The 14,125-nt window shown below is 44.2% G+C and carries 10 protein-coding genes; 6 read left to right on the forward strand and 4 right to left on the reverse strand.

All coding sequences use genetic code 11. The annotated features are described in order from the left end of the window. Positions 1 to 29 precede the first annotated feature (29 nt). The 3 genes from hldE to IEY42_RS16380 all read left to right on the forward strand — a co-directional run bounded on the left by hldE (position 30) and on the right by IEY42_RS16380 (position 3,150). Positions 30 to 1,460, forward strand: coding sequence for a bifunctional D-glycero-beta-D-manno-heptose-7-phosphate kinase/D-glycero-beta-D-manno-heptose 1-phosphate adenylyltransferase HldE (gene hldE, locus IEY42_RS16370; protein ID WP_188926262.1), 1,431 nt, complete (start codon positions 30 to 32; stop codon positions 1,458 to 1,460). A gap of 2 nt (positions 1,461 to 1,462) precedes the next feature. Further along, positions 1,463 to 2,428: a hypothetical protein gene (locus tag IEY42_RS16375; RefSeq protein ID WP_229780115.1), complete on the forward strand. Its 966-nt coding sequence runs from the start codon at positions 1,463 to 1,465 to the stop codon at positions 2,426 to 2,428. A 248-nt stretch (positions 2,429 to 2,676) separates the two neighbouring features. Further along, positions 2,677 to 3,150, forward strand: a complete 474-nt coding sequence (locus tag IEY42_RS16380) for a TetR family transcriptional regulator (RefSeq protein ID WP_188926264.1) — start codon at positions 2,677 to 2,679, stop codon at positions 3,148 to 3,150. Positions 3,151 to 3,402: 252 nt separating this feature from the next. Here the strand turns inward: IEY42_RS16380 and IEY42_RS16385 are convergent, their stop codons facing one another. The 4 genes from IEY42_RS16385 to IEY42_RS16400 all read right to left on the reverse strand — a co-directional run bounded on the left by IEY42_RS16385 (position 3,403) and on the right by IEY42_RS16400 (position 8,527). Then, a complete protein-coding gene (locus IEY42_RS16385; protein WP_188926266.1) occupies positions 3,403 to 4,101 on the reverse strand; it encodes a DUF3581 domain-containing protein in 699 nt (232 codons plus the stop codon). Between the two features lie 274 nt (positions 4,102 to 4,375). Continuing rightward, the gene (locus IEY42_RS16390; RefSeq protein ID WP_188926268.1) at positions 4,376 to 5,398 is read right to left on the reverse strand and encodes a sensor domain-containing diguanylate cyclase; all 1,023 of its coding nucleotides are present in this window, start codon (positions 5,396 to 5,398) and stop codon (positions 4,376 to 4,378) included. Positions 5,399 to 5,501: 103 nt separating this feature from the next. After that, positions 5,502 to 6,986: a Re/Si-specific NAD(P)(+) transhydrogenase subunit beta gene (pntB, locus tag IEY42_RS16395; RefSeq protein ID WP_188926270.1), complete on the reverse strand. Its 1,485-nt coding sequence runs from the start codon at positions 6,984 to 6,986 to the stop codon at positions 5,502 to 5,504. Positions 6,987 to 6,997: 11 nt separating this feature from the next. Continuing rightward, a complete protein-coding gene (locus IEY42_RS16400; RefSeq protein WP_188926272.1) occupies positions 6,998 to 8,527 on the reverse strand; it encodes a Re/Si-specific NAD(P)(+) transhydrogenase subunit alpha in 1,530 nt (509 codons plus the stop codon). A 462-nt stretch (positions 8,528 to 8,989) separates the two neighbouring features. Here IEY42_RS16400 and IEY42_RS16405 point away from each other — a divergent pair, with 462 nt between their 5' ends. The 3 genes from IEY42_RS16405 (at position 8,990) to IEY42_RS16415 (ending at position 13,327) form a co-directional block, all read left to right on the forward strand. Beyond that, a complete protein-coding gene (locus IEY42_RS16405; RefSeq protein WP_188926274.1) occupies positions 8,990 to 10,780 on the forward strand; it encodes an assimilatory sulfite reductase (NADPH) flavoprotein subunit in 1,791 nt (596 codons plus the stop codon). Positions 10,781 to 10,851: 71 nt separating this feature from the next. Further along, complete coding sequence (cysI, locus tag IEY42_RS16410) at positions 10,852 to 12,543, forward strand: assimilatory sulfite reductase (NADPH) hemoprotein subunit (RefSeq protein WP_188926276.1); 1,692 nt, start codon at positions 10,852 to 10,854, stop codon at positions 12,541 to 12,543. Then, positions 12,536 to 13,327, forward strand: a complete 792-nt coding sequence (locus IEY42_RS16415) for a phosphoadenylyl-sulfate reductase (protein WP_188926278.1) — start codon at positions 12,536 to 12,538, stop codon at positions 13,325 to 13,327. Before cysI ends, IEY42_RS16415 begins: the two co-directional genes overlap by 8 nt. The last annotated feature ends 798 nt before the right edge of the window (positions 13,328 to 14,125 follow it).

Raw genomic sequence — 14,125 nt, forward strand, 5'->3', positions numbered from 1 at the left:
TTAAATTTTTGCAACACAGTGAATACACTATGAAGGTTTCTCTCCCAGCGTTTGAAAACGCGCGTATTTTAGTGATTGGGGATGTAATGTTAGATCGCTATTGGGTGGGTCCAACTGGACGCATTTCTCCCGAAGCGCCTGTGCCTGTTGTTAAAATTAACCAAATTGAAGATAGACCCGGCGGTGCGGCCAACGTGGCGTTAAATATTGCCGCATTGGGCGGCCAAGTGAAGTTGGCTGGCCTTGTGGGACAAGACGAGACAGCCGAAGCACTGACCCAAGGGGTTAAAGTGTTTGGGGTTGAGCCGCAATGGTTAACTGTTGCCGATAAGCCAACGATTACAAAATTGCGAGTACTTTCGCGTAACCAACAATTAATCCGTTTGGATTTTGAAGAATCGTTCGACAAAGCCAGCAGTCAGGCGTTGTTTGATCAAAGTGAAACGATTTTAGATAACGTTGATGTGTTAGTGCTGTCTGATTATGCCAAAGGCGCGATTCACGAACCCAAAGATTTTATCGCCAAAGCCCGCGCAAAAGGCGTGACTGTATTGGTCGACCCTAAAGGCCATGACTTTGCCCGTTACCATGGTGCATCACTTATCACTCCAAATATGAGCGAGTTTGAAGCTGTAGTCGGTAGTGTGACCAGTGAAAGCGATTTGATTGAAAAAGCGCAGGCGTTAATTAAGCAACATGACTTTAAAGCCATTTTGGTGACACGTTCTGAAAAGGGCATGACTTTAGTGTCTAAAGACCAGCCTGAACTGCATATCCCCACAGTTGCCCGTGAAGTGTATGACGTGACAGGCGCGGGTGATACAGTGATTTCAGCGTTAGCGACATCGATTGCTGCAGGGGCAACCTTAGCTCAAGCATGTGCGATAGCGAATACCGCAGCCGGTGTGGTTGTAGGTAAACTCGGCACCTCGACCGTGAGTCGCATTGAGCTGATACAAGCATTGGCACAAAGCCATGGCGAGTCTGGCTTTGGTGTGATGACAGAAGATCAACTCGCGTATGCAATGGAACAAGCGCGTTTACGTGGTGAACGTATTGTGATGACTAATGGTTGTTTTGATATTTTGCATGCTGGCCATGTGAGCTATTTACAGCAGGCTAAAGCCTTAGGCGATCGCTTAATTGTGGCGGTAAACAACGATGATTCGGTGACCCGTTTAAAGGGCCCTGGTCGCCCAGTTAACCCTGTTGATCGCCGCATGGCGGTACTTGCAGGCTTAGCTGCAGTTGATTGGGTTGTGCCCTTTAGTGAAGATACCCCACAACGCGTGATTGCCCGTTTATTACCGGATGCCTTAGTCAAAGGTGGCGATTATAAAGTTGAAGACATCGCAGGCGGGGCAGAAGTGATTGCCGCTGGCGGTAAAGTGGAAGTGCTTGGTTTTGAAGATGGCGTGTCGACCACAGCGATTATTCAAAACATCATGTCTAAAAAGTAGTGATGACTTTTCACTGGCAATGGTTATTCGTTAGCCTTATCGGTTTCAGTGTTGCTGTTGCCAGTGAGCCCCTCTCAGTTCAACCCCTCTCAGCGAGCGCATCGGCTCATACCGCTGTTAATACAATAAAACCGATGTCAGACTCAGTTACCTCGAGTTACCGGCAAGGTTATTTTACCGATATCGCTAACAAACGCGCGTTAGTGTGTTATGTGACGACGTTAAGCGACTGCTTGCAAATGTTGCCGACACATTTACGCCAGCAAACGGTATTTTCTCGCGCTGCGATACGTAACGCCATAGGCTATAAAAGTGCCATGGTGCTGTCAGCTCACGATAAAGCCATTGCTGGGGTGATAGTGCTTAATCCCAATAAAGACATTTCTGAGCAAAGTGGCTCAATAGGGCTCACGACTTACCAATTGCCTTTAAAGCAACAGGCGCAGCTTACCTTGTGGCATGAGCTAGGGCATTTGTACAATATCGATCTGCAACAAACCTTACTGCCACGTTCGCTATCAGAGTATCAGCATGAATGGTTAGCCGATATCTATCTACTCTGGCGCATTGCTCATCATTATCCGCAGCTCGATTTAGCTTGGCAGCAGTTTCATCGCCGAAATTTAGCGTTAATTAATGACAGTGCCAATTTATCTCATTGGAGCGCCCCGCAACTGCAAATTGCGTTGACTCACTACAGTATTGAACAGTTACAGAAGTTTGTTCGGTATGAGGATTTTATTGCTGCCGCTTATCCGTTAATGCCGTTGTGGTCTGAACGCGATATGGCGGAGTTTTCAAGCTTAATACAACGCACTTTTGGCGCTGGGGTGGTACAACCGTTACCTGGCTATATGTTTTGGCGGCAACCCAAGCTTGCTGAAGTCTTATCGCCAACCCTTGAGCAGTTAATGGGCAAAGACAATGCCCAACTTTGGTTGCAGCAGCAATTTCGCACGATTGAATAATTTGTAACTTTTTGTGATTCTCGTCTATTGACTTATTTATTTACCGTATGCCGCTTGTTTATGAACAAGTTCTATAACCTTTGATTTTAAAGGGGTAAATCAATCGTTATCGCGATAATATTCTGATTTATACTGGCTTTCTGGATATTGTACGGTTAAATATGTTGTAAATTTGCTGATTCTTAGCAGAATTTTCTAGTGTGGTCTGGTAAGCTCTGGCACCAAAATAATTAGAGAGACCCATGTTTATGGCCAAGCGTTCACGAGTTGAAACTGAGTTAACCGTTAACCAAATTTTAGATGAAGCCTTTAAACAAATCCTCACGATTGGTTTTGAGGCTATGTCTTATACCACCTTATCTGCAGCTACTGGGATAAGCCGAACTGGTATTAGCCATCACTTTCCACGTAAAACGGAATTTTTAGTGCGTTTAGATGAACGCATAGGGCAGTTTTTTATTGAAGGATTAGATTTTTCTTCAATAGCGCGATTAAAGCAATCTTGGGGCGCATTAATGCAACACCCAGAGCGCAAAGCGGTATTAAAACTGTTTTTAAGTTTAAGTAGCAGTGCTGACGACAATATTAAAACGCTTAAATCGTTAAATATTGTTAGAGACACTGCCGTAGCGCAATTTGCAGAGGCGGGAGGTCAATGCATTGAGCAGCTCATTGGAAACAGTGTTTTAACACTGTTTAACCATGAGCAAGCTACGCAATAAACGATTGAATAAAGTGTAAGTTTGGCAAAAATTTGTTTTATCCTGAAAGTAACGCATCGGTATTTAAATTGGCGTATGATCAATAAAATATCGACATACCAATATTGAGTTGAGTGGTTGACGGCAAACGTTAGCTAACACAATAAGCAATAGCATTATGGTATATCACGCGAGCAGCACCTAACGGTGTTGCTCGCGTTTTACTTTATACCCACAATTAACCTGAATATGCATAGTCAACTTGATTAGACACTAGCTCTTTTTACGATTTTCGTAACGGTCACACATTTGCTGAGCTTTTTCGTCGTCGTATTCACGCAGACCACTGAGTACCAGGGTTTTTACTCCGCTGCCAATCACTTTTCCTTCGCTGTGTAATTCAAAGGTTAAGGTCACATCACCGCGCTTGCCGTTAATAACTAATGATTGCTCAGCCAAATGTAAACTCATGGTGCTGAAGTCAAAATGCTCAAGATGGAATGACATGCTTTCGTAAATAACCAATGGTCGCTCAGGGTTAATCATTACTTGATGTTGTTTCATCATCGGCATTAACACATGGATGAAGTTTAAACCTGAAAACGCGACGTAACTTTTAATAAAGGCGGCGGTTTGCACGTCGCATTTGCACACTTCGCCTTGGCGTTCTATGTGCAGATATTCTTTGCCTTTGGTGTCGCAAATACTGAATTGATCAGTGACGTTTTTATCTAGATGCAGCTCAACATTGTCACCCACCATACCCGCAAACTTAAATTGCATATTTGGGCTTAAACCATATTCAGTGAGAACTAAAGCAAATAACAAATCACCCGGTACACAAAAACGCTTTGCGCCGACATCGTGAATGGGATTAAAGTCTTCGGCGACCTTTTTGGCAAAGTCACTGGCTTGTTGAGCTGAAATAAACACACTTTGATCTTGTTTTGTAAAGTAAGGTGATAAAAACATATAGAATTATTCTTATTGGTCAGTTGTCTGCTAATGCACCACAGCGGTTTGTATCTGATTATGCGGTAAAAAACATAAATTAGTGCATTAATATTTTTAATAACATGGTTAATTGAGCGAGAGTTTACTTTAAAAAGTCAAATAAACTCACCCGATGACTAGGGTCTATTGAGACTGAGTGTTTGCCGTGCTCGGTTTCACAAAATCTTGATTTACATATCGTGGGTGGGTGGATTCGGCTTTAAATGATTTCTTTTGATAAAAAGATACGCTGCTACCAGAACATGACGTTATGTTTACCGTGTTTTTTGACGCTGTACATGGCTTTGTCTGCTTGTTCACAAACATTAGTAAACTCATCAAGTTCATCGAATAAACTAATGCCAATACTTAAGCCTATGTTGATGGTTTCACCATCGAGCTCCAGTGGTGGGCGGTATAAATCTAACAAAGTATTGGCCATTTCTGAGAGTAATTCAACGTCATTGCATTGAGTTAAAATAACAAATTCATCACCGCCAAAACGCGCCACATGAAAGCTAACCTGGTTGGCTTTTGCGTCGTCTGGGTTAAACAGTTGATGGCAAATATGCAGTAGATCATGTGCAATATGAATTAACAACTTATCGCCATAGCGATGACCTAAATGGTCATTAACGACTTTAAATCCATCTAGGTCAATGAAACATAACGCGCCACAATTATGTTGGCGGTTTTGTTGTTTTTGCTTTTTAAATGCTTTGACTAGCGCGGTGCGGTTAAGCAGGTTAGTCAGAGGGTCTAGGTGAGCCAGTTTAGCTAATTCTTCTTCGTAACGTTTTTCTTTAGTGATATCAACATGAGCCCCCATGATCCGCAGGGGCTGGCCATTGATGTCATGTTCAATAATCCGGCCTCGATCAGACACCCAGGCGACAGTACCATCTTTGTGGATCATTCGGTGCACGGCTTGGTAGGTTTCAGCTTTACCGGCAACGTGACTCTCGAATGCTTCGATGACCCAGTCTTTATCGTCGGGGTGTAAGTTGCCTTTCCAGCTGTCGATATGTGCGGGCAGTTCTTGACGGGTAAACCCGAGCAGATGCCCCCATTGTTGATTAAAAATAGTCAGATTACCGCTTGGGATATGTTGTTCCCATAAACATAGGCCTGTGCCATCTAGCGCAGCGTCGAGCTGCTCATTAACCCGTTTGTTCACTAGGGTGAGGTGGCTATTCTCGCGCTCTAGTTGCTTAATTTTGAGCTTGTATTGCTCAATTTCAAGCTGAAGCTGGGTTATATTGTCCTGCACTGCCATTGCTAAGCGATAATCCTTTTAATCCGATATCAAGTAGTTTAGCTAATTATTAAATAAAAAAATACCAGCTATTAAGCTGGTATTTTTAGGCACTGATTAAACGTTAAAGTGCTTTTAGAATCGCTTCTACACTGTCTTTAGCATCGCCAAACAGCATTTGGGTATTGTCTTTAAAGAACAATGGGTTTTGCACACCGGCATAACCTGTGTTCATTGAACGTTTAAAGCCAATCACATTTTGTGCTTTCCACACTTCTAATACTGGCATACCAGCGATGGGACTATTTGGATCTTCCATCGCAGCAGGGTTAACCGTATCGTTAGCGCCAATCACTAATACTGTGTCAGTGTCACTAAAGTCTTCATTGATTTCGTCCATTTCGAGCACGATATCGTAAGGTACTTTTGCTTCTGCTAGTAGTACGTTCATGTGGCCAGGTAAGCGCCCTGCAACAGGGTGAATACCAAAGCGAACCTGAATGCCTAATGCACGCAGCTTTTTAGTGATTTCTGCTACCGGATATTGCGCTTGCGCAACCGCCATACCGTAGCCTGGAGTGATGATGACTGACTCAGATGCTTTAAGCATATCAGCCACATCTTCTGCGCTGGTTTCACGATACTCACCAACGGTTTCATCACCAGATGCTGCAGTGCTGTCGTTACCAAAGCCACCGGCAATCACTGAAATAAACGAGCGGTTCATGGCTTTACACATAATATAAGACAGAATCGCACCCGATGAGCCCACTAGTGCACCTACAACAATCAGTAAGTCATTTGATAGCATAAAGCCCGCTGCTGCTGCAGCCCAACCTGAATATGAGTTCAGCATTGATACCACTACAGGCATGTCTGCACCGCCAATTGACGCCACTAAATGCCAGCCAAATGCAAAGGCAATTAAGGTCATTAGAATTAACGGAGTGACAGCGCCGCCAGCTTGTACGAACATCACCATCAAAATGAATGAAACCACTACCGCAAGCAAGTTAAGCTTATGGCGATGCGGTAACATTAACGCTTTTGATGAAATCAGCCCGCGTAACTTAGCAAAGGCCACAATAGAACCGGTAAAGGTCACTGCACCAATAAATACCCCTAAGAATACTTCAACTAAGTGAATGTTTAGCATGGCGCCAGTTAAGTGTTCAGCTTGCTGAACTTGGCTTGCTTCAACAAAAGCGGCTTTGGCAGATTCTAAGGTTGTATGTAAGTCTTGACCTAATACCAAGACAACTTCAGATACTTCATGAGGTTGAATATCAATAAAGCTATTAAAGCCCACTAATACGGCAGCTAAACCCACAAAGCTGTGCAAAATGGCGACCAGCTCAGGCATTTCAGTCATTTCAACTTTCAATGCTAAGCGGATGCCAATAGCACCACCAATGACCATGGCAAGAATGATCCATTCTACGCCGCTCGTAGCAGGATTGAGTATGGTGGCCGAAAGAGCAATCGCCATACCAATAATGCCAAATAAATTACCATTTTTAGCCGTTTCTTGTTTTGACAGCCCAGCTAGGCTGAGAATAAAAAATACCGCGGCAACGATATAAGATGCTGTAACCAGTCCTTGAGACACGATATTACCCCTTAATCTTTACGGAACATCTTCAGCATACGCTGAGTGACGGTGAAGCCGCCAAAGATGTTAATACTGGCGATAAGCACCGCTACAAACGCAAGTGCAGTGACAAGGGCAGAACCTTGACCTATCTGCAATAGCGCACCTACCACAATAATGCCTGAAATCGCATTAGTGACCGACATCAGCGGTGTATGTAACGCATGAGACACGTTCCACACCACGTAGTAACCTACAACGCACGACAAAATAAACACGGTAAAATGTGATAAAAACTCTGCAGGTGCGACAGATGCTACAGCTGCAAAGCCGGCAATCCCCAGTGCACCTAAGATGTATTTAAGCTTTGACGGTGCTTTTTCTACTTTAGCGGCTTTAGGTTCAGCACTTGCTGCTGGTTTTGCTGGCGCTGCTGATACCGAAATGGCTGGAGGTGGGAAAGTAATTTCACCGCCACGAGTCACGGTCATATTGCGCATCACCACATCATCAAAGTCGAGTACGGCATTGCCGTCTTTTTCTTTACACATTAACTTCATCAAGTTGACTAGGTTAGTGCCATAAAGTTGTGATGACTGTGCAGGTAAACGACCAGGAAGGTCGGTGTAACCTAATACTTTAACGCCGTTATCTGTAATGAAGCGCTCACCACTGACTGTGTACTCACAGTTACCACCTGTTGCTGCCGCTAAATCGACAATTACTGAGCCTGGTTTCATGGTGTCTACCATGTCTTTGGTGATCAGTTTTGGCGCAGGGCGACCAGGGATAAGTGCGGTGGTAATAATAATGTCAACTTCTTTAGCTTGCTCGGCGAATAACGCCATTTCAGCGGCAATAAACTCTTCTGACATCACTTTGGCATAACCGTCAGATGAACCGCCTTCTTTGTTTTCAAACTCAAGCTTTAAGAAACTGCCGCCCATTGATTCAATTTGTTCTGCCACTTCTAAACGAGTGTCAAATGCGCGAACGATGGCGCCTAGAGAACCTGCAGTGCCGATAGCAGCAAGACCTGCTACACCTGCTCCAATGACTAAGACTTTGGCGGGAGGAACCTTACCTGCTGCGGTAATTTGCCCGGTAAAAAATCGACCAAATTCGTGAGCGGCTTCTACCACTGCACGGTAACCACCAATGTTGGCCATTGATGACAATGCGTCAAGTGATTGTGCCCGTGAAATACGTGGCACCATGTCCATTGCCATCACGGTAATGTTTTGGCTTGACAGTTTTTCAACGAGCTCTGGGTTTTGCGCTGGCCAGATAAAACTGACTAACGTGGTACCCGATTTCATTTTTGCAATTTCTTCATCGGTCGGTGCGTTCACTTTAAAAATAAAGTCTGCCTGATACACGTTGTCGACTACATCTGCTCCAGCAGCTTCAAATGCAGCATTATCAAAGCTCGACTTCACACCTGCCTGTGCTTCGACTGCCACACTAAAGCCGAGCTTTTTTAGCTGTACCACAGTGGCTGGAGTCGCCGCGACTCGAGTTTCACCTTCGATACTTTCTCTCGGTATTCCAATCTGCATGACTGTTTCCTGATGGTTAATAAAAGACTGTCTATTGCTTGCCCCATCAATAGACTATTCTGTTTGAGTATTACTTTTCCACATGAGCACTTAGCGGGTAGAAAAAGTGCAGCATATGTCCATTGAAGTTGGATAAACTATTTAATCAATGGCATTGCGATGACATAACGATATTATAACCGCATCCCGTTTTACTCAGAGAACAATCAACATGATAGTTTTTCATTAGTTAATTGGACCTCCTAGCTTGCGACATGAGGTGTGTTCGGTACAAGTGCCTAAGGGCTAATTCCTCGTTTTAAATCGAGGTAATTTAAAAACTTTTAACTCCGCCACACTTTTGTAGCCTAAAAAAACGTCTTTGCATATTCCTAAATGGAATAAAAAATTATCTTTTATTCTTTTTTGGTTTTCAAACCTAGTAGTAAGCTAATTGACATTACACTGTTATAAGGCCGTCTTATGTTGTTAAAAGAACTTTCAGCGTTAGCGTCGCCATTGTCTCAAGGACAAGTCGATAAGCTAAAACAATTCACATCAGAATTATCGTCTGTGCAACTTGCATGGGTTAGTGGTTATTTAGCAGCAACGGCGAATCAAAGCCCAACTGCAGGCGTACCAGCAACAGAGACTTCTGCCGCACAAACAGTGACCATTTTATATGGCAGCCAAACCGGCAATGGCCGCGGTGTCGCTCAGGCATTAGCCGCTAAAGCTCAGGCTCAAGGTTATGCTGTTAACTTAACCTCAATGGGTGAATACAAGGTTCGCCAATTAAAGCAAGAAACGGTGTTACTGCTGGTTGTGAGTACTCACGGTGAAGGTGAAGCACCAGACGACGCCATTGAACTGCATAAGTTTTTAGCCTCAAAACGTGCGCCTAAATTAGATAACCTACATTACTCGGTTTTAGCATTAGGCGATTCAAGCTACGAGTTCTTCTGCCAAACCGGTAAAGACTTTGATGCGCGTCTGAGCGCACTTGGTGCTAAAGCATTACTGCCTATCGTTGAATGTGACGTTGATTACGAAGATGCTGCGGCGCAATGGCAAGACAGTGTAGTAGAAGCGGCTAAGCCACATATTCAAACCTCAGGGGCTAGCGTAACCGCTATCGGTACAACGGCTGTAGTCGGTGAAAGCCAATACACCAAGCAAAACCCATATAGCGCTGAAGTGCTTGTAAGCCAAAAAATTACTGGCCGAGATTCAGACCGTGACGTACGCCATGTTGAAATTGATTTGGGCGAGTCAGGGCTAACCTATCAAGTGGGTGACGCGTTAGGCGTGTGGTTTAGTAATAACGAAGCCTTAGTTAACGAAGTGATCAACGGCCTTGGTTTAGATGCTGACGAAAACGTTACTGTATCTAAAGAATCGTATTCATTAAAAACGGCATTAACCGACAAGAAAGAACTCACTCAGTTATACCCAGGCCTTGTTAAGTCTTGGGCTGAGTTAAGTGGTAATGCAGAACTTGCTGCAATTTGTGAAGACAAAGAGCAAACCAGACAGTTTATTTTAGCAAATCAGTTAGCCGACTTAATTGCAGCTTACCCTGCCAAAGTCAGCGCGACGCAACTTGTTGATATGTTGCGTCCATTAACGCCACGCCTGTATTCCATTGCCTCAAGTCAGGCAGAAGTTGAATCAGAAGTGCATTTAACCGTGGCGCTGGTTGAAGATGAACGTCAAGGCCATGCCCGTTTTGGCGGCGCATCGCACTTTTTAGCGTCAGCTGAAGAGGGGCAACAGGTTAACGTTTATGTTGAGCCTAACAACCACTTCCGTTTACCAGAAAACCCAGAGACTCCAGTGATTATGGTTGGCCCTGGTACTGGTGTTGCGCCATTCCGCGCCTTTATGCAACAACGCGCCGCAGACGGTGTGTCGGGCAACAGCTGGTTATTCTTTGGCAACCCACATTTTGAGCAAGACTTTTTATACCAAGTTGAGTGGCAGCAGTATCTTAAAAACGGTGATTTATCGCGTTTAGATGTGGCATTCTCACGCGACCAAGCTCACAAAGTGTATGTGCAGCACCGCATAACCGAGCAAGCCCAAGCATTGTGGCAGTGGCTGCAAGACGGCGCCCATGTGTATATTTGTGGTGACGCAGAGCGCATGGCCAAAGACGTACATCAAGCATTAGTGAATATTGCGGTTGAACAAGGTGGCTTAAGCGCTGATGACGCCGAAGCATACTTTGAAACACTGCGTAGCGAAAAACGTTACCAAAAAGACGTGTATTAAACTCGGTCTAGGTCAGTTTTCAATACCCAATCGCACTAATGAATTGAACAGAATTAAGAGAGGCCCAGGCCATGAGTGAGCAAAAGTTAGCAGTAAACGAATACTTAAAAATCGACAGCGATTATTTACGTGGCGACATCCAAGAAGGGTTAGACACCCAAGTGACGGGATCGTTTAGCGATGGCGATCAACAGTTGATCAAATTCCACGGATTTTATCAGCAAGACGACCGTGATTTACGTAATGAACGTAAAGAGCAAAAGCTAGAGCCATTACATAGCTTTATGCTACGAGCTCGTGTCCCCGGTGGTATTTGCACCCCCGAGCAATGGTTAGAAGTTGATAAAATTTCATCAACACTAACTACTTCAAACAGTATTCGTTTAACCACGCGCCAAACGTTTCAGTATCACGGTATTCCAAAGCGCAACCTTAAGACGCTAATCCAGGGATTAGATCGCGCTGCGCTAGACTCTATTGCCGCCTGTGGTGATGTAAACCGTAACGTCATGTGTAACCCAAATCCGGTTGAGTCTAAGTTACATGCGCAGGCTTACGCGGTTGCCAAGCATTTATCTGATCACCTGTTACCGCATACGCGTGCCTATGCTGAGATTTGGCTAGATGAAGAAAAGCTATTAGGCACTGAAACGGTAGAGCCGGTTTACGGCAAAACTTATTTGCCTCGTAAATTCAAAATGGCTGTCGCGGTTCCGCCACATAACGATGTTGACGTTTACACTAACGATCTTGGTTTCATTGCCGTTGCAGAAAACGGCGAATTAGTCGGCTTTAACTTGGTTGCAGGCGGCGGTATGGGCTCTACCCACGGTGAAGTTGAAACCTTCCCACGTTTAGCGGATGACTTTGGTTTTATTAAAACCGACGATGTAACCAAGTTTGCTGAAGCGGTCATGACAGTTCAGCGTGACTGGGGTAACCGTGTTGTGCGTAAACGTGCGCGTTTAAAGTACACCATTGTTGACCATGGCTATGATGCGTTTAAAACCGAAGTTGAAAAACGTGCTGGGGTTAAATTTGAGCCTAAACGTGATGTGATCATTGGCGATCGCGGCGACCGTTATGGCTGGGTTGAAGGTATCGACAATAAGTTCCACTTAACGTTATTTATTGAAAGTGGTCGTATTAAAGATATGCCAGGTCAAACCTTGCAAACCGGTTTACGTGAAATTGCCAAAATTCACAAAGGCGATTTCCGCATGACATCTAATCAGAACATGATTATTGCCGGTGTTGCTGCAGAAGATAAAGCTGAAATCGAAGGTTTAGCACGTAAGCACGGTTTATTAGGCCAAGTGTTAAGTGGTACACGCGGGCATTCAATTGCTTGTGTGGCATTGCCAACTTGTCCATTAGCGATGGCAGAAGCTGAACGTTATTTCCCAGAGTTTATCGATCACATTGATGCGCTGCAGGCTAAGCATGGCATTAGCGAGCAATCAATTGTGGTGCGCATGACCGGTTGTCCAAACGGCTGTGCCCGTCCATTTGCTGCTGAAATCGGCTTAGTGGGTAAAGCGCCTGGTCGTTATAACTTGTATTTAGGCGCTAGCTTTGAAGGCACGCGTTTAAATAAAATGCATAAAGAAAACATTCAAGAGGCTGAAATTTTAGCTGAATTGGATGCCTTGTTTGGCCGCTACGCCACAGAGCGTGATGCTGGCGAAACCTTTGGTAACTTCACAGTGCGCATTGGTGTTGTGAAGGCGGTTAATGACGCCGCTAAGGATTTTCATGCCTAATGAAGTGGTAACGACTGCATCGAAAGATGCAGGCGTCGATCATAGTGTCACTCCCGCTCAACTGCAGGCGTTGTTATCAGCACCTAAAGCTGAGCAAGTCGCCGCTCTAGAAAGCATTAATCAGTTTTTAGCAGGGTTAACGGCTCAAGAGCGCGTTGCTTGGGGTTTAGCGTATTTACCGGGCGAACATGCGTTATCGTCAAGCTTTGGTATTCAAGGCGCGGTAATGTTGCATATGGTCACTCAAGCGCAAAGTGATATCCCAGTGATTTTAACCGACACTGGCTATTTGTTTTCTGAGACATACCAGTTTATTGATCAGTTAACCGAGCGTTTAAACCTCAACCTTAAAGTGTACCAAGCTGAGCAAACTCAAGCGTGGCAAGAAGCGCGTTTTGGTAAGCTTTGGGAGCAGGGGGTTGATGGCCTAGAAAAGTATAACCGCATCAATAAAGTTGAGCCTATGCAGCGTGCATTAGCTGAGCTCAATGTGAATACCTGGTTTGCTGGGTTGCGTCGCAGCCAATCGAGTACGCGTGAGGCATTGCCGATTTTAGCCATTAGTGGCAAACGTTTTAAGTTGTTGCCCATCATTGAGTGGAGCAATAAAGACGTGCACATGTATTTAACTGAACATAACCTGCCGTACCACCCATTGTGGGAACAGGGTTATGTGTCAGTAGGTGATACCCATTCTAGCAAGCCGTTAGAGTTAGGTATGACAGAAGAAGAAACCCGTTTTAACGGCTTAAAACGCGAATGTGGTTTGCACTTCGATATTTAGCTTTAACTCGGATAGTAAAAGGCTTTCAAACAGTCCCTCGTGTTCTGATATTAAGCGTTTTATATCTTATTCTCGGTTTGGGGTGTCTAGACCTTGTCTGTATTTAGTTAACATTCGTCAAGTAATAAAACGGGTGAATGTTAACTATCCTTAACTCAGGATAATAAGCTTTCTCAAGTAGGCCTTTGCTCTACTAATTGGATTATTGTCTACATAATAAATCCGACAATAGACTTGCTATTGAGATGTCGATTCGTCCTATTGTTGTTTTACTCGCAAGTTCTCCTCCAAAAGATTGAATTTAAGTTGTGTCATCGGCGCGTCATCGCGTTGTAATGTCGATAAATCATGGTGTTGTATGTGTAACATGAAGAAAACGATTAAATTTTATTTAAATTTTCATGCAAGCATGCCGATACTAGGCTAAATTTAGACGTTCCCGTAGACGGTTTTTGTTGGCGTTTTGGGGTTGTTATTGCAACCCACGTACCTTCAAAAGCTTCGCTCGCATCCTCGAGCACTTTGATTGACTTGTTAGCGTATAAGTAATCAACAATGTAAACCCGATAACCCAGATGTATATGGGTTATCGGGTGTTATTTTCCTCTTTTTTCCATCCTTTCTGTCTGTCCTTTATTTTTTATCATGAGTTTGTTATCCGCTGACTGCCTATGTTGGATCGCCACTACAGATGCGTAATGCTTCATTTAATGCTAGATTAATCCGTAGTTTATCGTAAGCGTCTAGCCAACGGCACCTAGCAATTTATTTTTACCTGATGTTCCACGGTAATAATGG

The organism is Shewanella algicola (assembly GCF_014648035.1).
Taxonomy (GTDB): domain Bacteria; phylum Pseudomonadota; class Gammaproteobacteria; order Enterobacterales; family Shewanellaceae; genus Shewanella; species Shewanella algicola.